We start from the raw sequence: 21,380 nt of genomic DNA on the forward strand, positions 1-21,380 counted from the left end.
AATCTCCTATCTTGTTTCAAATTTTGGTTTTCTTTTTTCTATAAAGGCATACATACCTTCTTTTTGGTCTTCTGTTGAAAATAGTGCGCCAAATGAAGCGGCTTCATAATCTAATCCTTGAGAGATAGTCATGTTGATTCCTTCATTCATCACTTTTTTACTCATTTCGACAGCTAAAGGTGCTTGTTTGGCAATTTTCTTCGCTAATTCCAATGTGGTTGTCATTAATTCTTCTGCTTCAACAATTTCATTTACTAAACCAATACGTTCTGCTTCTTCTGCTGAGATGATTTTACCTGAGAAAATTAATTCTTTAGCTTTCGGCATACCTACTGTTCGAGATAAACGCTGTGTGCCACCAAATCCTGGGATAATACCTAATCCGACTTCTGGTTGACCAAATTTTGCATTATATGAAGCAATACGAATATCAGCTGATAGAGCTAATTCACACCCACCACCTAATGCAAAGCCATTTACTGCAGCAATAACTGGAATTTTAAAGGTTTCAATTTTACTAAATACGCGATTTCCTTTTTCTGAGAAAACTTTTGCTTGCATTGTGTTCATGTCTGACATTTCTGTAATGTCTGCTCCTGCCACAAAGGCTTTTTCACCATTACCTGTGATAACAAGTAATTTGATGTCTTCTTCTTCAATTTTTTCTAAAATGATTTCTAACGCTTCTAACACTTCAGTATTTAATGCATTCAATGCTTCTGGGCGATTGATTGTTAAAATCCCAATTTCATCTTCTTTTTTATAATCCACACATGATAGTCTTGTCATTTAAATGAACTCCTTTTAGTTATAGTTAAAAAATCCCTGACCTGTTTTACGTCCTAACCAACCTGCTTCAACATATTTTTGGATAATTGGAGATACTCGGTACTTAGGATCTTTAAAGCCCTCGTATAAAACATTCATAATAGCTAACACAACGTCTAATCCGATTAAATCGGCTAACGCAAGAGGACCTATTGGATGATTAGCTCCAAGTTTCATTGCTTCATCAATTTCTTCTGCACTAGCAACCCCTTCAGCTAACACAAAAGCTGCTTCGTTAATCATAGGGATTAAAATGCGATTCACGACAAAACCATAAGAATCTTTCACTTCTACACCAGTTTTTCCAATTGCTTTAGTTAACTCTAAGATAGTTTCTTTTGTTTCAACTGAAGTCGTTAACCCTGAAATGACCTCAACTAGTTTCATAATTGGTGCTGGATTGAAAAAATGCATTCCGATAACTTTTTCAGGTCTTTTAGTTGCTAATGCTATTTCTGTAATCGATAGTGAGGATGTATTAGTTGCTAGTATAGTATGCTTATTTGCAATCTCATCAAGTTGTTTAAAAATTGATAGTTTAATATCTTTTCTTTCTGTTGCGGCTTCAACAACTAAATCAACATCTTTCGCTGTTTCATAACTAGTTGAAACTTGGATACGTGACATCATTGCTTGTTTATCATCTTCTGTCATACGTTCTTTCTTAACTAAAGAAGCTAATTGTTTCTCTATTTTATCTCTGTTAGCTGTCACAATTTCTTCACTGATATCATTTAGATAGACAGTCATACCTGCTTTAGCAAATACTTGTGCAATTCCTGATCCCATTTGTCCAGATCCTACAACCATAACTTTTTCAATATTCATCAAAACACGACTCCTTTAGTTTTATTTATCTTTCAACAATTAGCGATACACCTTGTCCTCCACCAATACACAAAGTAGCTAACCCAGTGTGAACATCTCTTTTTAGCATTTCATGAATTAAGGTTACTAATACACGCGCGCCACTCGCTCCAATTGGGTGTCCTAATGCAATAGCACCACCATTAACATTCACAATTGATGGATCTATACTTAATTCATTCACCACACAAATTGCTTGTGAGGCAAATGCTTCATTTGCTTCAACTAAATCAATATCTTTTATTGTCATATTGACTTTTTCTAAAGCCTTTTTCGTTGCTGGAATAGGACCAGTTCCCATAATGGTAGGGTCAACTCCAGCTGTTGCATAGGATTTAATACTTACTAATGGAGTCAACTTAAGCTCATCTGCTTTTTCTTTACTCATCACAATCAAAATAGCAGCCCCATCATTTATCCCTGATGCATTTCCTGCAGTTACACTACCATCTTTTTTAAATGCCGAACGTAATTTGTTCATACTTTCTTCAGTCACTTGTTGTCTAGGGTATTCATCTGTATCAACAATTAAGTCATCTGATCGTTTCTGTGGAACACGTATTGGCAGGATTTCATCTTTAAATCTTCCCTCTTTTATCGCTTTTTCCGCTTTATTTTGACTTTCAACGGCTAATTTATCTTGTTGTTGTCTTGAAATGTCATATTGTTCTGAAATATTTTCAGCTGTAATCCCCATATGAATATCGTTAAACGCATCTGTTAATCCATCTTTCACTAATGTGTCAATAACTGACGCATCTCCCATTCTTTTTCCCCAACGTAAATCATCCAGAACATAAGCTGCTTGGCTCATACTTTCCGTTCCTCCAGCAATGACAATGTCATTATCGCCAACCATAATCGATTGCGCTGCTAGCATGACTGAACGTAATCCTGATCCACAGACTTGATTAATTGTTAAAGCTGGGACTTCTTTTGGTATTCCAGCTGCCATTGAGACTTGTCTTGCCACATTTTGACCTTTTCCTGCACTTAATACATTACCTAAAATGACTTCATCTACTTCACATGGGTCTAACTTAAGTTGCTCCAACGCCCCTTTGATTACTTGAGAACCCAGTTCAACAGCTGAGACATTTTTATACATTCCCCCAAATGATCCTATAGCTGTTCTTAATGCTGATACAATAACAACTTCTTTCATAATGAACGAACACCTTCCCATTCTTGACATTTAAACTTCTCATGTATTTGCGCAAATCACATTCTTAATGTACCGCTTAAGGTAAGCGTTTACAATTTAATAAAAATGATTGATTCATTTAATAAAATTAATAGTTCGTCATTTAACAGAGTTTTTTTAACAAAAAAATACGATAAATAATATTTAAAATATCATTTATCGTACTATTTTAGTTATTTTTTCTTTGTGAAAAACAATGAAGAATGGCACCTTTAACATATCTTTCTAAACTAGAATAATCTTCTTTTACTGGTCTAGTTAATAATATTTTAAATGGAATGCTATTACTAAATTTTTTCATAACTAATCCTTCTGTCAATTGATATTGCAATGGCGAGGGCAATAGCACTACTGCTGTAGATTCTTTTGCAACCGCTGTCAAAAAGTTCCACGAAGATGAGGTAAACTTCATTTCTTTTGTGACGCCTTCTTCTTTCAATTTATCAATAATCAACTTATGAGATGAAAAGTCTTTAGTAAACGTAGCTAAAGGATACGACTCAATTTCACACCAATCCAATTCTTTCTTTGTAGATAACGGATGATTGTCACTAACAAACGCACATATCTCATCTGTAATTAAAGTAAATTCTTCATATTTTTCTTTATTCAAATACGTTGGGTCAACTAAAACTGCTAAATCAAGTTCGCCTCTTAATAATAAATTATGTAATTTCTTTGAACCTGCTTCAACAATCTCTATCTTGACTTCTTCATTTTCAACAATAAATTTTGTAAAAAAACTAGTAAAGTAAATTCGTAGAATCATAGAAGGAATACCAATTCTAATACGTCCCTTCTTTTTAAGTGACTCTCTTCTAACCATATCATGCATTTCAAAATGTAATTTAGTCATTTGAAGTGCATATTCATAGTATTTTTCACCACATGGAGTCAATCCTTTTAGTCGCCCATTTTGTCGGTAAAATAATTCAACATCTTCCGATTTTTCAAAATTAGAGATAAGTTGACTAAGCGATGATTGAGAGATATTTGCTTTTTTTGAAGCTAATGTCAAGTTTCCACCCGATTCTACTACTTTGATAAAATAACTCAATTGAAAAATATCCATTTTTCCCCCTCCAATCCCTTTGCCTTTATTTTACTATAAAATCTAATTTTTTATATACTTTTAGATTTTTAAATAACAAAGCCCTCACGTTAATAGTTAAAATTAACTTGAGGGATTATGATGATACTCTATTTATCTGAAATCGTTTCTTTTTTTATCGGACAGTCCGCCGAAGAACAATCGCATGTTTTTTCTTTTTTTACACCGTACTTATATACAACCCTAGCTACTCCTAAAAAAATAATTCCAGCTAAAATAATTGTGCCCATACTATCACTCCTATAATATACTGATACCTTCTACACCGACTAATTTTTCTTTTCTAGGTTTTCTTGTTATTAATATAATCATACCAATAACTAACATACTTGCTACAACTTGTCCTATACCAAACGTACCACCTTCAAATAGGAAATGGCCAAATTGATAAACAACTAAACTAACGACATAAGCTAATAAGCATTGATAACTTATCGCAAGCGTTGTCCATCTCCAATCATTCATTTCTCGACGTATTGCTCCAATCGCAGCAAAACATGGTGCACATAATAGATTAAATAATAAAAATGAATACCCTGCAACTGGTGTTAAACTAGCACTTAATAATGGCCAGTATTCTTGTCCTGTCTCAGAAACTTCTTGCATATGGCTATAAAGAATACCAAACGTTCCCACCACATTCTCTTTAGCAACTAATCCTGTCACTGTTGCCACTGTTGTTTTCCAATTTCCCCATCCAAGTGGTACAAAGATAAAGGCAACAGCTTGACCTAAAGATGCTAAAATACTTTGATCTGTTTCTACCATTTGTCCTCTAAAGTTAAATGAAGATAAAAACCAAATAATAACGGAACTAGCAAAAATAATCGTCCCTGCTTTTTTCACAAAAGATTTTGAGCGCTCGATCATTTGTCTGACACTATTTTGAAATCTTGGCATATGATAGTCAGGTAATTCCATAATAAATGGAGCTGTGTCTCCACTGAATAATGCCGTTTTCTTTAATATAATACCGGATAAAACAATCGATCCTATCCCCACAAAATAAGCTGATGGTGCAACCCAAGAGCTGTGTGGGAAAAAAGCACCTGCAATAAGACCAATAATAGGTAACTTAGCTGAACATGGCATAAACGTTGTTGTCATAATCGTCATACGTCGATCTTTTTCATTTTCTATTGTTCGGCAAGCCATCACTCCTGGAACACCACAACCGGTTGAAATCAACATTGGAATGAATGATTTGCCAGATAAACCAAAACGTCTGAAAAATCGGTCCATGACAAACGCAATACGTGACATGTATCCACAATCTTCTAGTAGTGATAAACATAAAAACAGGACCATTAACTGTGGTAAAAATCCTAGTACCGCACCTACTCCGGCAATAATTCCATCAAGAACAAGCGATTGTAGCCAAGGAGCAATAGCCATCATCTCCATTAACTTGGTGACATTATCTGGAACAATTTCTCCAAATAATACATCATTTACCCAGTCAGTCCCAATCGTTCCAATGGTTTGGATGGATAAATAATAAACTAACCACATCACAAACGCAAAGATTGGTAAAGCTAGCCATCTATTCGTTACTATTTTATCAATTCGATCACTCATACTTAATTTGTAATCCGTCTCTTTCAAACAACACAAACTGACAACTTGACTGATATAATTATATCGTTCATTGATAATAATGCTTTCACTATCGTCTCCAATAATTTCTTCTGTCATACTGATAATGTCTTCAATTTCTTTTTTCACTTCATCAGACATGACGTTTCGTGAACAAACTGTTTCATCTCTTTCAAATAACTTGATACTGTACCATCTTTTTTGATGAGTTAGTATATTGTCTGGTAATAACTCACTTATTTCAGACAAAGCCACTTCTAATCGATTGTCATATAGAGGAAAATCGGGAATTCTTCCATGAACAAATAGCTTATCTATTTCTACAAGGGCGTCAGATAGCCCTTCTTTTTTAGTCACACTCATTTTTACTACAGGAATCCCTAAAGAATAAGCTAATTTTTCTTCATTTAACCGAATTCCTTTTTTCTCAACCACATCCATCATATTTAATGATAGAATCATTGGAATCCCTAACTCTAATAATTGCGTCGTTAAATAAAGGTTTCTTTCTAAGTTACTTGCATCAATGATATTCAGAATACCAGATGGATTATCTTGTAATAGATAATCCCGTGCGACTACTTCTTCTGGTGTATAAGGTGACAATGAATAAATTCCTGGTAAATCTTGCAGAACAATATTTGGGTTCTTTTTTAATTTACCTTCTTTTTTTTCTACTGTCACACCTGGCCAGTTCCCTACTGATTGATTAGACCCTGTTAACTCGTTAAATAAACTTGTTTTTCCACTATTAGGATTTCCAACTAATGCGATTTGTTTTTTTGTCATAGCTACACCTCTTTAACCAAAATTAACGATGCTTCTTGTTTTCTCAAACTAAGTTCATAACCTCTAACCGTAATTTCAATCGGATCACCTAAAGGAGCATATTGTTTCACCTGAACGAGTACACCCTTTGTTAGTCCCATATCCATCAATCGCCGTTTTAATGCTCCTTTTGCAGTAAAATCAATCACTTGTGCATGTTTACCAATACCAATTTCATCCAATGTTTTAAGCTCGCCAGAATTTTTTTCTATATCTTCACTAACTTGGATAAATTCTGCAATAGTATCATCTATTCCTATTTTTGTCCCTTTAAATAGAACAATAAATGGTTGATTTTTTTTATTCGATAATAACACCATCTCTGTTCCTGGTAGTAATCCCAAATTTTTTAAATGTTTTCCATGAGATTCTTGACCATTAAACGCAACAAATTGATAGACTTTATTCATCTGACAATCCTTCAATTTTTTCATTTTTTCACCTATGTTTATTTTTTCTATTAATCAATAATGAAAACCATTCTCATTTAATAAACTAATCATACACTTGTCAGGAAAAACCGTCAATCTATATTGTGAAAAAAATCATTTAGGTTTTAAAAAATAACACTATACTAAAAAATCCTATGAAATTGCTACTTAAATAGTAAGCATTTCATAGGATAAATTTTATCTAATCAAACAAACTCGCTCCGTTTGTTTCAATCACTTTTTTGTACCAGTAGTAGCTGTCTTTTTTATAACGTTTTAAGCTACCACCTTTTTCATCACGATCAACGTACACAAAACCATAACGTTTTTGATATCCATTTAACCAACTTAATAAATCAGTAAATGACCATGTACAATACGCAATAATATCACAGCCTTCATCAATCGCTATCATCACTTCTTTTACATGTTCCTCTAAAAATGAAATACGATATGGATCATGAATGCTACCATCACTTTCTAATGTATCAAAAGCACCTAATCCATTTTCAGAAATCACGATTGGCAAATTATAACGACTTGTAATTTCTTTACATGCATAACGTAACCCTTCAGGATCAATCGTCCAATCCCAATCTGTTGTGGTTAAATAAGGATTATTAGCTGTTTTGTATACCCCTGGAATACCTGTTTGCTCATTTGTTCCTTTGACACCTGTTGTATTCATTTTGGCATATGGTGTCACACCATTTAAATCATTGTATTCACAAACTGTTGTTTGATAATAATTGACTCCCATAAAATCAATTAAAGAAGCGGCTTGTTTAAATAAGCTTTCATCTTCTTTAGTCACAACTGGGGCAACCCCTTGTTTTTCAAGGTATCTAAAAGCATTTTTAGGGTAACGTCCATAAGCATAGACATCCATCCACCAAAAGTTCTTCAAATTATCAAAATCAACTTTTGACATAGCATTATCAGGATTACAGTCTAATGCATAACTTGGACTATAAGCAAAGCTTGCACCAATTTTTCCATCTGGAATAATCTCTTTAAAAGCAATAACAGTTTTGGCATGCGCTAGAAAAGCATGATGATTGACTTGATAAAATGTTTTTTGATCATCAAATTTTCCTGGTGGATGCATCGCTGTTAGCCATCCCAAAGAAGTAAAAATATTTTGTTCATTCATTGTAATCCAATAAGTAACCTTACCTTTAAACTGTTCAAATAAAAATGTTGAGTAGTTAACAAAATCATCGATTACTTTAGGACTTTCCCATCCGCCGTACTCTTCAACTAAAGCTTGTGGAATATCCCAATGATACAAAGTAATCATTGGCTCAATACCGTATTTTAAGCACTCATCTACGATATTTTGATAAAATGCTAGGCCTTTGTCATTTACTTCTCCTCGTCCTGCTGGAAAAATTCGAGTCCAAGCAATTGAGAAACGATAGGTTTTTAATCCCATGTCGGCCATTAGTTTAATATCTTCTTTATAACGATGGTAATGATCAACTGCTGTTTCACCAGTTGATCCCTCAAAAGTTTTCCCTGGAATTTTAACAAATTCATCCCAGTTTGACACGCCTTTTCCATCTTCTAAGTGTGCTCCTTCGATTTGGTAAGCCGCCGATGCACTTCCCCATAAAAAATCTTTCGGAATTTGATACTTTGTCATGTTTTCACCTCATTAGATTATTGTCAATATTTTATCTGATTCATTAACTGAACCAGTTTTATCTACGTTAACTTCTTTAAAATCATTTGAATTAGTAATCACGATAGGTGTAGTGGTATCATAGCCTTTTTCTTTGATTTTTTCTAAATCAAATTTAAGTAACACATCACCTTTTTTCACTTTGTCACCGACGTGAACTTGTGGTGTAAAATGCTCTCCATTTAAATTGACTGTTTCAAGTCCAACATGAATTAAAATATCTAATCCTGTTGTTGATTTAATCCCAATCGCATGTCCTGTTTCAAAAAAGACATCAATCGTCCCATCACATGGTGCCACTACTTCTCCTTTTTCAGGAATAATTGCCAAGCCTTGTCCTAATAGATTATCTGCAAATGTTTTATCATTTACTTTTGATAGTTCAATCGCTTCACCTTGTAGCGGACTAAATACTTCTTTTATTTGGTTTAATGGTTCAATAGTTGCTTCTTCTACTTCTTCTTCATAAGACTCATCTTTAATGTCTTCAAACCCTAGTAAATAAGTAGCGATAAATGAAACAGCGATAGTCACACCCATCGTAATTAAAGCATAAAGGATTGACGCACGATTGCCTTTTTCAATATATTGAGGGAACGTAATGATAGCTGGTGTGGCAATACCATAAGCTTTTAATTGAAATAGTCCGCCAATAATCCCACCTGTTGCTGCTCCAATACAAGCTCCCATCATTGGACGTTTTAATCGGACCGTTACTCCGTATAATGCTGGCTCAGTAATCCCTGCTAATAAAGCTGAAAAGGCAGATGAACCGGCAACTTGTTTTAAATCTTTATTTTTAGATTTAATGGCTACAGCTAATGAAGCCCCACCTTGAGCTAAGTTTGAACATAATTCTGCAATACACATAAAGGCTTCATAACCTGTTGTGGCAATCATGCTTAATTTAATCGGTGTAAACACATGATGCATTCCTACCATAACAATAAATGGGTAAACCCCTGCAACTAAACCTATTGCAACAAACCCTAGTTTATCATGAATAAAGTATATCACGTCTGATAAAACATTACCTATAATAGCCCCAATTGGTCCCACTATCACTAAAGCAATTGGTGCTGCAATCAGTAAGACTAACATAGGTTTTAAGAAATTTTTTGTAATAGCTGGTGTGATTTTATCCACAAATGGTTCGATGTAAGACAAAATCCACACGCTTAAAATAATTGGAATAACAGAGTACGCATAGTTTGCGTAAGTCACTGGAATGATATTAAAAAATTTAACAGTTTCTCCAGCATCTTTGGCAGTATTCATCAATGTTATAAAATTTGGGTGAAGCATAATTGCTGCTATTGTCGCAGCGTAATAAGGATTTGTTTTAAATTTAGATGCCGCTGAAATACCAATTAGAATTGGCATAAAGAAGAATGCCCCATCACCAATCACTGAAAGTAATTGATACGTTTGACTTCCCTCACTTAACCAACCAATCATTGGTAACACAGTTAAAAGCACTTTAATCATCGCCGCACCAATCAGTGCAGGAATAACTGGTGCCATACAACCAGAGATAACATCTAGTATTTTAGAAAAAATCCCTTCATCATTATCTTTTTTAGGTGTATCGTCACTGTTTTCTGTTTTAAAGTTTCCTAATTTAACCACTTCTTTGTAGACAGCACCCACTTCATTTCCAATAATAATTTGATATTGTCCGCCTTTTTTCATAATACCAAGAACGCCTTTTATACGCTCTACTTTGGTATCATCTACAATCGACTCGTCTTTTAACACAAATCTTAAACGTGTCATACAATGTACTACGCTAATCACATTTTTCTCTCCACCGACTTCTTTTAAAATATCCGATGCTACTTTTTGATAATCCATTTTCTTAACCTTCCTCGCTTGTTATTTTGGCATTTTTTGTAATTTTTTCTATATGTAACAATAAATACAATTGTTCATCCGAATTTAGATGATAGTGATAGTTTTTAGATAAATAATTATCGATTTTAACCACACACTCATAACTTTCCACATACTTTTCTTTAAATAAATCAAACATATCGTCATTCTCACTAGTGTAAACTTGCTTATCAATAACCCGTTGTGCAAAGAATTTTAAATGTGTCACAAATCGATAGTAATAAATTGATTCTTCATTAAACTCCATCCGAAATGTAAACTTGATAATATTAATAATTTCTTGCATGAGTTTTGACATATCGTTAATATCGACTAAATTATCTAATTGTCCGTTGATTAAATGTTGTGCGATATAGGCAGCTTCATCTTCTGAAAACGCCACATCAAACCGTTGATTGACTTCTTTAACACCTAGCATGCCCACTTCAAATTCATCTTTAAATAAGCGTTTGATATCCATCAGCAATGGATTAGCAACCTCAATCCCTTTATTAATACGTTCGACTGCACCATGAAGATGTTCTGTTAAAGAAACATAAATGATATCGTCTATTTTTTTACCATATTCTTTTTCCATAACAAAAATAAGTCGCTCAGTTATTTCTAAATAATCTTCTGGTATATCTGAAAACACATTTTTAAAGCGATCAATAATTTTGGAATTAATATTTGAAAAAATTTTGTATCGATTACTTGGCTCAACTATTTGACCATTCTTTTTACCAAATGCTATGCCAACACCCATGACAACCACTTCATTCCCTGTATCATCTTGAGAAATGAAGGCATTATTATTTAGTATCTTGATAATTTTAATGACTATCACTTCCTTTCTGAAAAGCAAAAAAGCAAAACCTCAAACAAGCCGTCATCTCCATTTAGAGAGTACGCCTTCGTCTGAGGTTTTGCCTGCTTGACCAGTTACAATCCTTATTTGATTTCATGATACCATGTGTTTTTATTTGCTTCAACACATTTTTAATTTTTTCATACAATATTCAAACATAACTAACAACTAAAGCATAATTAATTTATTAGCTTCAGTAAATTAAACGTCCCTGATACGATTTGAACGTACGACACCCGTCTTAGGAGGACGGTGCTCTATCCAGCTGAGCTACAGGGACATCAAAGATATTATGATTTTCTCACTTTTATCAGTAAAAGTCTAGTCACAATATCCTGCGTATTAGTTTACACCATCCATCAATTTCTCTGCATATTCAAATACTTTAGAGCCATCCATCAATCCATAATCTGTCATATCTATGTTTTTAACTGGAATATCTGAATTATTTAACGCTTGCTTGATGTCATTTTTTAAATACCTAACTTGTGGGCCTAAAAGATAGACGTCTGTTTGTTCATTTTGAATATCTTTTTCAACTTCTGATGCTGATATTGCTACGATATCGACATTTTTTTCTTTCATATCTGCTGCTCGTCTCATACGATTTACTAATAAATTCGTGCTCATACCTGCCAAACAGACTAAAACAATCCGCTTTTTCATGCCTTCCCCCTCATAAAAACATTATTTCCATTTAGCTCCTTTATTCTTTTGTTTCTTAGTTCTGTTTTTTTTCTTTTTCTTTTTTGGTGTTTCCATTTTTTCACGATTGCCTTCTTCTTTTTTAGCGATGGGTTTTACTTTTTCTTCTTTTACTGGTCGAACTTCTTTACTCTCTTCTTCCATGTGCGTATCTGGCTTTTCCGTCGCTAATCTTCCATGAGTTGCAAAAAACTCTGTTCCTGTTTTTCCGACTTCTTTATACAATCGATTTAGTTCTCGTTTTTCTCCATCATTAACTAAACTAATCACTGTTCCTTGTTTTCCCATACGACCCACACGACCTGCACGGTGAATGTAATCTGGAACACTTTGAGCTAAGTCATACTGAATGACATAATCCAAATCAGAAAAATCTAATCCTCTAGCTCCTAAGTCAGTTGTTAATAACAATGATACTTGTCCTGTTTCAAAGTCATGTATCGCGCGTTTTCGTTCTACTTGGTGTTGATCAGAAGCGAGCGTTTGATGTTTAATACCTAGATAATTTAATCGCTCAGATACTGCCCCTAACTCGCTCACTTGATTAAAAAATACTAGTCCTTTAAATCCATCTACATGAGCCAATCGACGCAATACTTCAGAACGTTTTCTAACAGGAGTCATAATAAAGCCATGCTGAATGCTTCCTTTAGTATTATCTTCTTCTGTCACATCAATCACACGTAACTCTGTTCTAAACAATGTATCCATTCTTGGTAATATTTGCTCGCCTGTAGCAGAGGTTGCCACAATTTGTGTGTCTGCTTGTACACTTTTAATAATACCTTTAGTTGAGTTAAAATCGGCATCACTTAACAAATCATCCACCTCATCCAAGACTAATGTTTGGATTAAATGAGCTTTAATTTTTTTTAGTTTAATTAATTCAAGTACTCGCCCGGGTGTCCCAACTAATACTTCTGGACGTTTTTTTAATCGTTCGATTTGTCGCTTAACATTTGCCCCACCGATAATGGCTTGAACATTTAATTCCAATCCTTTAGCCCATATTCTTGTGACGTCAGCCACTTGACTTGCTAATTCTTGTGATGGCAAAATAATTAAGAGTTGATTTCCATTTCCTTGAATCACTTTTTGTAATAATGGCAACAAATAAGCCACCGTTTTTCCTGATCCTGTCGGAGAAATACCTAACACACTTTCACTCTCTAATAACAATGGATATAGGGTACTTTGAATTAATGTCGGTTCCCCGTAGCTCTGTTTATCCCATTCTTTTTGCCAAACTTCTGGCAATAATTCTAACATACTCATACTTTTACCCTCTAATTTCTTTTGCGTCTGCCGCAAATATAATATCTGATTCTTTTCTCATCGTTTCCATCAATCCATGAACATCTTTAGCAAGTTGTACCCAATCTTGGTATATTTTTTGCTGTTTAATTCCCATTGGATTAACCATAATGTTTGCAAATGCTCTTGCTTCTTCTAACATCACATCTTCTGATTGCTCTGTTCCAAAATTAATTTCTAACAGTTCATTATTTTCTCGTTTCTTTTGAATGATACTACCAATACTATTGACTGCATCCAAACATAATGTACTATCACTTAGATACACTTCTGATGGTAAAAAGCTATCAGCATTTTTTCCAACAGTCATCGTCACATCAAACGTATCATAACGGAAAATCATTGTTCCTAACCCATCAACACCTGTGGGTAATTTTTGGTTAAAATAGTAGACAGAGTTTGGTTTACCAAACCAAGCTACTGCTGTATAAACTAAGTATACGCCTAAATCCATTAAGGCTCCACCCGAGTATTTAGCAGAAAAAATATTGGGTTCTTCTCCTCTTAAAAGAGCATCATAACGGGATGAATACTTCATAAACGTTAAATTAGCTCCAAGTATATCTTCTCTATTTTTCAAAAATGAAGCAACTCGTTGAAAATTATCTTCATGTATGTGTCTTGCCGCTTCAAAAAAGAATACTTCTTTTTCCTCAGCCAAATCAATTAATTCTTCTAATTCTTCTAGTGTTGAAACTGCTGGTTTTTCAACAATCACATGTTTACCATGAGTCATCAGTAATCTTGCTTGCTCGTAATGTAAACTATTTGGAGATGCTATATAAACTACATCAATATCTTCTGATTCACTTAACTCTGATAGATCAGTCATAATCTGAATGGTCTCTGAATGATCGTATTTACTAGCAAATTTTTCTGCCTTTCCCTTAGTTCGTGAGTATACTGCACTAAGTTCATACTCTTCACTTTTTATGGCTGCATTAACAAATGCATGAGTAATCCAATTCGTTCCAATAACACCTAGTTTCAACATGACGTATTCCCCTTTATTTTCTTTTATCGCGCAAATCATTTTAAATCCTTATACTTCGTAGTCAAAAGTATATCATTTTTCTTTAATTTATGTCTGACTAAATTAAAAATAAAAAACCACCTGTACTATAATCATACTGACTAATAGCCCTTACGTCTACCAGTAACGATTGATTATCTGACAAAGTGGTTTAATTTTTATTCGTCTAAATCTTCTGCAAATTGACTGTTATATAACTTCTCATAAAATCCTTTTTTCGCTAATAGACTTTCATGTGTTCCTTGTTCGATGATTTGTCCTTGGTCCATCACTAAAATTAAATCAGCTTCACGAATCGTGGATAATCTGTGAGCAATCACAAAACTTGTGCGACCTTCCATCACTTTTTCCATTGCCTTTTGAATGAGTCCCTCTAATCTTGTATCGACCGAACTAGTCGCTTCATCCAATATTAAAATTTTAGGATTAGAAATCACCGCTCGAGCAATGGTTAGAAGTTGTTTTTGCCCTAATGAAATATTATCGCCTTCTTCATTAATTGCCATTTCATAACCACTAGGCATTGTACGAATAAAATGATCCACATTAGCTGTTTTTGCTGCATCAACTACCTCAAAATCTGTCGCATCTAATTTACCAAACCGAATGTTTTCAGCAATCGTATCATTATACAACCAGGCATCTTGTAATACCATTCCAAAGAGTGAACGAACATCACTACGATTCATTTTTTTCGTATCAATTCCATCAATTTTAATGGCACCATCTGTCACATCATAAAAGCGCATTAATAAGTTAATTAACGTCGTTTTCCCTGCACCTGTTGGCCCAACAATAGCCACTGTTTGTCCACTTTTAACAGATACACTAAAATTTTGAATCAGTGGTCGATCTGCTTGGTAACTAAATGACACATTATCAAATTCAACATCTCCACGAATTACATCAGGTAATGGAATATCTGCTTCATTTTCGATTGATTCTGGTTCATCTAATATCGTAAACACTCGTTTTGTTGCAGCAGAAGCACTTTGTAACATGGAAGACAATTGGGTGATTTGTCCCATTGGCTGACTAACTTGCCACACATATTGAATGAACGCTTGTAAGTTACCCAAAAGTAAGGTGCCAGAAATCACATAAAATGACCCTAATACAGCAACTCCTATATAAGCACTGTAAGCTGTCAAATTCACTAATGGCATCATCAAGCCAGAGATTGCTGCTGCTTTAAATCCATTGTTTGTTAAACGTTGATTGACATCTTTAAAATCTGTAATGGTTTCTTCTTCTCGGCCATACAATTTCAACACATTAAAACCCGTTAAATTTTCCTGAACAAACCCATTTAACTCTCCTAAAGAATCTTGTTGACGTTTAAAATATGGTTGAGACCAATTAACAACTAATTTAGAAATAATCATAGATAATGGAATAATCAGCATAACTAGTACGGCTAACTTCACATTAATTGTTAACATCGCAACAACGGCCATCGTTATCCCTAAAAGTGCATTGACAATAGCGATTAATCCTTGTTGCAACGCATTACTCACAGCATCCACGTCATTTGTCACACGAGATAAAATATCCCCAAATTGATGTGTGTCAAAATAAGAAACAGGCAGTCGATTTATTTTCTGTGAGATATCTGTTCTTAAATCTTTCATTGAGCGTTGCACGACTTTTGTCATAAACCATTGTGCAAAGAAACTCGCTAAACTATATACTAGTCCAATAAAAAACAAGACAACTAATACTTTAAAAATGTAATTAAAATCAAGTGATTCGCCATTTTTTACATTTTGTGCAATACGAGTTGTAGGCAACCCTGTTACAAATGGCATTAAAGCGTTCATCACAACGGCTACCACTGCTAGAAATAACGCCCCAATAAAACTAAATTTATAAGGAGAAATGTACTGATACAGTCTTTTTAATTGTCCAAATGATTGTTTCATTTCAATTCCTCCTCTGTTAATTGTGATGAGGCAATATCGTAATAAACTTGACAAGTTTTCAACAACTCTTTATGCGTTCCTATACCTACAACATCCCCTTCATTTAACACAACAATTTTATCTGCATGCATGATGGTGCTCACACGTTGCGCTACAATTAAAACGGTGGATTCTGTTGTTTCTTTTTTCAAACGTTGTCGTAGCATCGCATCTGTCCGATAATCTAGTGCTGAGAAACTGTCATCAAATACATAGATAGCAGGTTTTCTAATAATTGCTCGTGCAATAGCTAATCGTTGTTTTTGTCCTCCAGAAAAATTAGAACCACCTTCTGTAATCGGTTCTAACAAGCCTTTTGGTTTTTGAGAAACAAATTCTGTTGCTTGCGCGATATCTAGCGCTTCTCTCATCTCTTCTTCTGTCGCATCTTGCTTACCAAAACGCAAGTTATCTGCAATAGTGCCAGAAAAAAGAACCGCTTTTTGTGGAATATACCCAATTTTTTCTCTTAAACTTTTTAGCTTATAGTCTCGTACGTCTACTCCATCAATTTTTATAGAGCCTCGACTCACATCATAAAATCTTGGAATTAATTGAATTAACGTCGACTTACCACTACCAGTACTCCCAATAAACGCAACAGTTTCTCCTGGATTAGCTGTAAAACTAACATCTCGTATCACAGGACTTTCACTATGACCTGGATAGGCAAAAGAAACCTTATCAAATTCAATGACACCTTGTGTCTTTGTTTCTGTCACACCAGATTGATTATCTTGAATGACAGGTTCAACATCTAAGACTTCTTGTACACGAGCAGCTGAAATCGCCGCACGTGGATACATCATAAACACAGAAGCAAATAGCATAAATGAAAATAACGCATGAAAAATATACTCGATAAATGCGATTAAATTCCCAACTTCTAAACTACCTGCATTGATTTGAACACTTCCAAACCAAATAACAAATACCATAATAATATTAAATAGCAAGAAAAAAGCCGGTTGAGCTGAAGCCATTAATTTAAATAACTTCATTGAGCTTGTTGCATAAGCATTGTTGACATGGTCAAATCGCTTCTCTTCAAATTTTTCATTAACAAACGCACGAATCACTCTTAAACCAGATAAATTTTCGCGTAATATTAGATTCATATTATCTAGATTTTTTTGTTGACGTTTTGATAAAGGTTCTGAAAACTTAGCAATCACTAACATCCCTAGTATCAAAAACGGTAAGCCAACAAAAACAAATATCGTCAACGATGGACTTGTTCTAACAATCATATATAAACTCGCAATAAACATAATGGGGGTAATGAATCCCATTCTTAAAATCATCCCCATAAAATTCATCACTTGAAAAGCATCATTTGTTGTTCTAGTAATAAGTGAAGACATACCAAAATCTTCATATTCTTTATGAGAAAAGCGTTGAATACTTTCCATCATATCCTCACGCATATGCTTAATAATCCCTGTATTAAGTTTTGCTCCAACAACAGCTAAACTTAAATTTAAAATGATTCCAACAACCGTTACAATCACCATTTGCCACCCAACTTGTTTCACAACTGCCATATCATTATTTGCTACACCTTGGTCTAACATTTTGGCGAGTAAAGTTGGTAGACCTAACTCTATTAGAATAAAGCCAAACACACAAAAAAAGTTTAATAACAAGAGCTTTTTTTGCTTCATGGCATAATTCCACATCGTTTTCATTTATCCACCCTCTTTTTCATTTAATATATCTTTAATACACCTTCTTTATCATAACTGATTTGTCAAAAAAAGTCAGTGCTTTGTTCATTAGGAAACAATATTTTTTATTGAAACCGTTATCCTAAGTTAGCATGATGAATGTTTCTATACAATTATTTGCAATTATGATAAAATGAACCTAATTGTTGGAGGTACGTACTCCAAAATACGACGGTGAAAAAGATAGTAAACATTCGTGGAATAAGACAAGATTCCATGTTATCTTAAATCAACGATTTAAGATAACTATTACTTTAAAAAGGTGTCTTCTTGCACCTAATTTTGTCGTGTTTTAACAAATTAAAGATAAAAATTTCATTTATTATAAAGGAGAATGTCAAATGATTTATAAAGTATATTACCAAGAGGACAAAAAATTTAGCCCACAAAGAGAAAAAACACAATCTCTTTACATCGAATCAGATTCACCTATCACTGCTCGCCGATTAATTACTGAGCATACTAACTACAATATTGAGTTTATCCAACCCCTAGAAGGAAACCATTTAGATTATGAAAAAGAGCACACTAACTTTGAGTTAGTGGAGTTTAATTAGTCATGAAACCCCAAATAAAAAACAATGAAACAGGTGTTTTTGGAATAGGTGGACTAGGGGAAATCGGTAAAAATACTTATGGCGTCCAATTTCAAGATGAAATTATCATTGTTGATGCTGGAATTAAGTTTCCAGAAGACGACTTATTAGGTATCGATTATGTCATACCAAATTACCAATACATTGTTAAAAATATCAAAAAAGTCAAAGCACTAGTGATTACTCACGGGCATGAGGATCATATTGGTGGGATACCATTTCTTTTAAGACAAGCAAATATCCCAATCTACGCTGGCCCTCTAGCTCTTGCATTGATTCGTAATAAACTAGAAGAACACGGCTTACTTCGTGACGCTGTCTTACATGAAGTGAATGAAGATACTGTGATCAAGTTTAGAAAAACTCAAATCAGCTTCTTTAGAACCACTCATAGTATTCCTGAAGCCAATGGAGTTGTTGTTAAAACTCCATCCGGAAATATTGTGTATTCTGGTGACTTTAAGTTTGACTTTACACCAGTTGGAGAGCCGGCGAATCTACATAAAATGGCTCGCCTAGGTGAAGAAGGCGTATTATGTTTACTTTCAGATAGTACGAATGCTGAAGTCCCTGAATTTACCAAATCTGAAAAAGTAATTGGCGAATCCATTACAAAAATCGTTGAAAAAGTAGAAGGTCGTGTGATATTTGCCACGTTTGCTTCTAATATTTTCCGTTTACAACAAACTGCTCAAGCGGCTGTCAAAACAGGACGAAAAATTGCTGTTTTTGGTCGTAGTATGGAAAATGCGATTGTGAATGGACGCGAGTTAGGGCACATTACCGTTCCTGATGATACCTTTATCGATGCTCGCGATATTAATAAATACCCAGCTAACGAGATTATGATTTTATGTACTGGATCTCAAGGTGAACCAATGGCTGCCTTAAGCCGTATTGCTAATGGGACGCATCGTCAGATTTCGATTCAACCTGATGATACAGTGATTTTCTCAAGTTCACCTATTCCAGGAAACACAACTAGTGTGAATCGTTTAATCAATTTGTTATCAGAAGCAGGAGCAAACGTTATTCATGGTAAAGTGAATAATATTCATACATCTGGACACGGTGGACAACAAGAACAAATGCTGTTTTTAAGATTATTAAAACCAAAATACTTTGTTCCAGTTCATGGGGAATATCGTATGCTAAATATCCACTCGAAATTAGCGCAAGCAACAGGGGTTCCTAAAGAAAACTGTTTTATTTTAGAAAACGGTGATGTCTTAGCCCTAACAAGTGACAGTGCTAGACGTGCCGGACACTTTAATGCAGAAGATGTGTATGTTGATGGTAGTGGAATTGGTGATATCGGAAACATTGTCTTAAAAGATCGCCGTATCCTTTCAGAAGATGGTTTAGTATTGGCTGTCGCAACAGTTGATTACAAATCACAAATGATTGTTGCTGGTCCAGATATTTTATCTCGTGGCTTTATTTATATGAGAGAGTCTGGTGAATTAATCCAAGAAACGCAACGTTTATTATTTAATGCTATTAGAAAAGCATTAAAACATCCTGATTGTGATGAAATCATGTTAAATGAAGTCATTGTGAATACCGTTCAACCATTTCTAATTGAAAAAACTGAACGTCATCCAATGATTTTACCAATGGTACTTGAAACGTCAGATAACTCATAATAAAAAACCTGTAAATGACCTTTAGCCTAGAGCTAATTCAACATTTACAGGTTTTTACTATATTTTTTTCATCCATTCCATGTCTATATGTGGAATGTTATCCTCTAAATAAACATCAGATATTGCTTCAAAACCAAATGATTCATAAAATGATTTTAAATACTCCTGTGCTTGTGCTTTTATTAATTGGTTAGTTGGTGTACAGGACAATCCATATGCCACTAGCTTTCTACCATAATGAAGATGCCTATCACTTTTTCGAACAATCACTCGGCCAATATGCCAATCTTGATTCTTTTGGTAGATTCTCATATAAGCAACTAACTCATCCGCTTCATTTTTTCCTAAAACATGTATAGCTGATAAATCTATCTCATCTACCTCTTGATATGGACACTCTTGTTCCACAACAAACACAGCCACTCTAAGTTGATATATAGAAAATAGTTCTTGATGGGTTAACTCATCAAAACGTTTTTGTTCAAATGCTATCATCTTCTCTTATTCCTTTCACGTACTTTTTTCGTCCAGAACCCTCCAGAAATATACCTAGGTTCATAAGAAATGATAAACGCTTTATCGTTAAAATCTTTAATAGCTTTATATAAAGAACGCTCTGATTTTCTAGCAGATAATATTTCTAAGACTAATCGTTCCCCTTCTCGTCCTTGAGCAATGGTTTGTGTCACGCCGTAGCCTTCATTTCTTAATAATTCTGGAAGTGCTTTGTTTTCTTCATTTAATGGCACAATAGCCGTCACCATGATATATCCTAAGGCCAGATAGTCTTCAATTTTTATACCTAACACTATCCCACAAGCATAACCTAATGCATACACAAATAAATTAACTGGATTATCAATTTGATTTAAAACTAAAGATAAACCAACAACATAGATAGAAATTTCAATCATACTAAGTAAGGGAGCAATAACACGTGACCCTTTCATTGTTAACATGAAACGAATGGTATTTAGCGTGACATAACAAAAATTAATCAAAAATATCATTAATAACGTCTTCACTTCCATTTATTAAACGCCTCCTTTTATATAAACCCTGTCCCCTCATAGTATCTGATAATGCTATACCATGCAACAGATTGACCA

The 21,380-nt window shown here is 34.2% G+C and carries 19 protein-coding genes and 1 tRNA gene; 2 read left to right on the forward strand and 18 right to left on the reverse strand.

All coding sequences use genetic code 11. From position 1 onward, the window contains the following. Positions 1–6 precede the first annotated feature (6 nt). From CBF36_RS05765 to CBF36_RS05840, 16 genes are all read right to left on the reverse strand, one after another. Positions 7–789: an enoyl-CoA hydratase-related protein gene (locus CBF36_RS05765; protein WP_125957409.1), complete on the reverse strand. Its 783-nt coding sequence runs from the start codon at positions 787–789 to the stop codon at positions 7–9. Positions 790–804: 15 nt separating this feature from the next. Next, positions 805–1,656 carry a 3-hydroxybutyryl-CoA dehydrogenase gene (locus CBF36_RS05770; protein ID WP_125957411.1) on the reverse strand — a complete coding sequence of 284 codons (852 nt, stop codon included), beginning with the start codon at positions 1,654–1,656 and terminating at the stop codon, positions 805–807. Between the two features lie 25 nt (positions 1,657–1,681). Further along, positions 1,682–2,860, reverse strand: a complete 1,179-nt coding sequence (locus CBF36_RS05775) for an acetyl-CoA C-acetyltransferase (protein WP_125957412.1) — start codon at positions 2,858–2,860, stop codon at positions 1,682–1,684. A 208-nt stretch (positions 2,861–3,068) separates the two neighbouring features. Then, positions 3,069–3,971 carry a LysR family transcriptional regulator gene (locus CBF36_RS05780; RefSeq protein WP_125957414.1) on the reverse strand — a complete coding sequence of 301 codons (903 nt, stop codon included), beginning with the start codon at positions 3,969–3,971 and terminating at the stop codon, positions 3,069–3,071. 128 nt (positions 3,972–4,099) lie between these two features. Next, complete coding sequence (locus CBF36_RS05785; RefSeq protein ID WP_125957415.1) at positions 4,100–4,240, reverse strand: FeoB-associated Cys-rich membrane protein; 141 nt, start codon at positions 4,238–4,240, stop codon at positions 4,100–4,102. Positions 4,241–4,250: 10 nt separating this feature from the next. Next, a complete protein-coding gene (gene feoB / locus CBF36_RS05790) occupies positions 4,251–6,395 on the reverse strand; it encodes a ferrous iron transport protein B (protein WP_125957417.1) in 2,145 nt (714 codons plus the stop codon). A 2-nt stretch (positions 6,396–6,397) separates the two neighbouring features. Next, on the reverse strand, positions 6,398–6,868 hold the full coding sequence (locus CBF36_RS05795; RefSeq protein ID WP_125957418.1) for a FeoA family protein: 471 nt from the start codon (positions 6,866–6,868) through the stop codon (positions 6,398–6,400). Between the two features lie 199 nt (positions 6,869–7,067). Then, positions 7,068–8,510, reverse strand: coding sequence for a glycoside hydrolase family 1 protein (locus tag CBF36_RS05800; protein WP_125957420.1), 1,443 nt, complete (start codon positions 8,508–8,510; stop codon positions 7,068–7,070). Positions 8,511–8,522: 12 nt separating this feature from the next. After that, on the reverse strand, positions 8,523–10,403 hold the full coding sequence (locus CBF36_RS05805; RefSeq protein WP_125957422.1) for a beta-glucoside-specific PTS transporter subunit IIABC: 1,881 nt from the start codon (positions 10,401–10,403) through the stop codon (positions 8,523–8,525). 4 nt (positions 10,404–10,407) lie between these two features. Continuing rightward, a complete protein-coding gene (gene licT / locus CBF36_RS05810) occupies positions 10,408–11,286 on the reverse strand; it encodes a BglG family transcription antiterminator LicT (RefSeq protein ID WP_207854469.1) in 879 nt (292 codons plus the stop codon). Positions 11,287–11,495: 209 nt separating this feature from the next. Next, a tRNA-Arg gene (locus CBF36_RS05815) sits at positions 11,496–11,569 on the reverse strand. 62 nt (positions 11,570–11,631) lie between these two features. After that, positions 11,632–11,955: a PTS sugar transporter subunit IIB gene (locus tag CBF36_RS05820; protein WP_125957424.1), complete on the reverse strand. Its 324-nt coding sequence runs from the start codon at positions 11,953–11,955 to the stop codon at positions 11,632–11,634. Positions 11,956–11,976: 21 nt separating this feature from the next. Beyond that, positions 11,977–13,269 carry a DEAD/DEAH box helicase gene (locus CBF36_RS05825; protein ID WP_125957426.1) on the reverse strand — a complete coding sequence of 431 codons (1,293 nt, stop codon included), beginning with the start codon at positions 13,267–13,269 and terminating at the stop codon, positions 11,977–11,979. A gap of 4 nt (positions 13,270–13,273) precedes the next feature. Further along, entirely contained in the window at positions 13,274–14,302 is a 1,029-nt protein-coding gene (locus CBF36_RS05830; protein ID WP_125957427.1) for a Gfo/Idh/MocA family protein, read from the reverse strand. A gap of 197 nt (positions 14,303–14,499) precedes the next feature. Then, positions 14,500–16,263: an ABC transporter ATP-binding protein gene (locus tag CBF36_RS05835; RefSeq protein WP_125957428.1), complete on the reverse strand. Its 1,764-nt coding sequence runs from the start codon at positions 16,261–16,263 to the stop codon at positions 14,500–14,502. Continuing rightward, positions 16,260–17,990, reverse strand: a complete 1,731-nt coding sequence (locus CBF36_RS05840) for an ABC transporter ATP-binding protein (protein WP_125957430.1) — start codon at positions 17,988–17,990, stop codon at positions 16,260–16,262. The genes CBF36_RS05835 and CBF36_RS05840 overlap by 4 nt, the downstream gene beginning before the upstream one ends. Positions 17,991–18,370: 380 nt before the next feature. Here CBF36_RS05840 and CBF36_RS05845 point away from each other — a divergent pair, with 380 nt between their 5' ends. Then, positions 18,371–18,586: a DNA-directed RNA polymerase subunit epsilon gene (locus CBF36_RS05845; RefSeq protein ID WP_125957432.1), complete on the forward strand. Its 216-nt coding sequence runs from the start codon at positions 18,371–18,373 to the stop codon at positions 18,584–18,586. Positions 18,587–18,588: 2 nt separating this feature from the next. After that, complete coding sequence (gene rnjA, locus CBF36_RS05850) at positions 18,589–20,271, forward strand: ribonuclease J1 (protein WP_125957434.1); 1,683 nt, start codon at positions 18,589–18,591, stop codon at positions 20,269–20,271. A gap of 57 nt (positions 20,272–20,328) precedes the next feature. On the opposite strand, the gene CBF36_RS05855 is transcribed toward rnjA, so the two are convergent. After that, positions 20,329–20,766 carry a GNAT family N-acetyltransferase gene (locus tag CBF36_RS05855; protein ID WP_125957435.1) on the reverse strand — a complete coding sequence of 146 codons (438 nt, stop codon included), beginning with the start codon at positions 20,764–20,766 and terminating at the stop codon, positions 20,329–20,331. Beyond that, positions 20,763–21,302 carry a DUF2179 domain-containing protein gene (locus tag CBF36_RS05860; protein WP_125957437.1) on the reverse strand — a complete coding sequence of 180 codons (540 nt, stop codon included), beginning with the start codon at positions 21,300–21,302 and terminating at the stop codon, positions 20,763–20,765. The genes CBF36_RS05855 and CBF36_RS05860 overlap by 4 nt, the downstream gene beginning before the upstream one ends. Between the last annotated feature and the right edge of the window lie 78 nt (positions 21,303–21,380).

The organism is Vagococcus bubulae (genome assembly GCF_003950315.1).
GTDB classification, from domain to species: Bacteria; Bacillota; Bacilli; order Lactobacillales; family Vagococcaceae; genus Vagococcus; species Vagococcus bubulae.

Excerpts from the sequence above, each read along its gene's own strand:
- CBF36_RS05765 (WP_125957409.1), bottom strand. The coding sequence starts at position 789 with ATGACAAGACTATCATGTGTGGATTATAAAAAAGAAGATGAAATTGGG.
- CBF36_RS05780 (WP_125957414.1), bottom strand. The coding sequence starts at position 3,971 with ATGGATATTTTTCAATTGAGTTATTTTATCAAAGTAGTAGAATCGGGT.
- CBF36_RS05840 (WP_125957430.1), bottom strand. The coding sequence starts at position 17,990 with ATGAAAACGATGTGGAATTATGCCATGAAGCAAAAAAAGCTCTTGTTA.
- CBF36_RS05800 (WP_125957420.1), bottom strand. The coding sequence starts at position 8,510 with ATGACAAAGTATCAAATTCCGAAAGATTTTTTATGGGGAAGTGCATCG.
- CBF36_RS05805 (WP_125957422.1), bottom strand. The coding sequence starts at position 10,403 with ATGGATTATCAAAAAGTAGCATCGGATATTTTAAAAGAAGTCGGTGGA.
- CBF36_RS05855 (WP_125957435.1), bottom strand. The coding sequence starts at position 20,766 with ATGATAGCATTTGAACAAAAACGTTTTGATGAGTTAACCCATCAAGAA.
- CBF36_RS05820 (WP_125957424.1), bottom strand. The coding sequence starts at position 11,955 with ATGAAAAAGCGGATTGTTTTAGTCTGTTTGGCAGGTATGAGCACGAAT.
- CBF36_RS05830 (WP_125957427.1), bottom strand. The coding sequence starts at position 14,302 with ATGTTGAAACTAGGTGTTATTGGAACGAATTGGATTACTCATGCATTT.
- CBF36_RS05770 (WP_125957411.1), bottom strand. The coding sequence starts at position 1,656 with ATGAATATTGAAAAAGTTATGGTTGTAGGATCTGGACAAATGGGATCA.
- rnjA (WP_125957434.1), top strand. The coding sequence starts at position 18,589 with ATGAAACCCCAAATAAAAAACAATGAAACAGGTGTTTTTGGAATAGGT.
- CBF36_RS05785 (WP_125957415.1), bottom strand. The coding sequence starts at position 4,240 with ATGGGCACAATTATTTTAGCTGGAATTATTTTTTTAGGAGTAGCTAGG.
- CBF36_RS05795 (WP_125957418.1), bottom strand. The coding sequence starts at position 6,868 with ATGAAAAAATTGAAGGATTGTCAGATGAATAAAGTCTATCAATTTGTT.
- feoB (WP_125957417.1), bottom strand. The coding sequence starts at position 6,395 with ATGACAAAAAAACAAATCGCATTAGTTGGAAATCCTAATAGTGGAAAA.
- CBF36_RS05775 (WP_125957412.1), bottom strand. The coding sequence starts at position 2,860 with ATGAAAGAAGTTGTTATTGTATCAGCATTAAGAACAGCTATAGGATCA.
- CBF36_RS05825 (WP_125957426.1), bottom strand. The coding sequence starts at position 13,269 with ATGAGTATGTTAGAATTATTGCCAGAAGTTTGGCAAAAAGAATGGGAT.
- CBF36_RS05835 (WP_125957428.1), bottom strand. The coding sequence starts at position 16,263 with ATGAAACAATCATTTGGACAATTAAAAAGACTGTATCAGTACATTTCT.
- CBF36_RS05845 (WP_125957432.1), top strand. The coding sequence starts at position 18,371 with ATGATTTATAAAGTATATTACCAAGAGGACAAAAAATTTAGCCCACAA.
- CBF36_RS05860 (WP_125957437.1), bottom strand. The coding sequence starts at position 21,302 with ATGGAAGTGAAGACGTTATTAATGATATTTTTGATTAATTTTTGTTAT.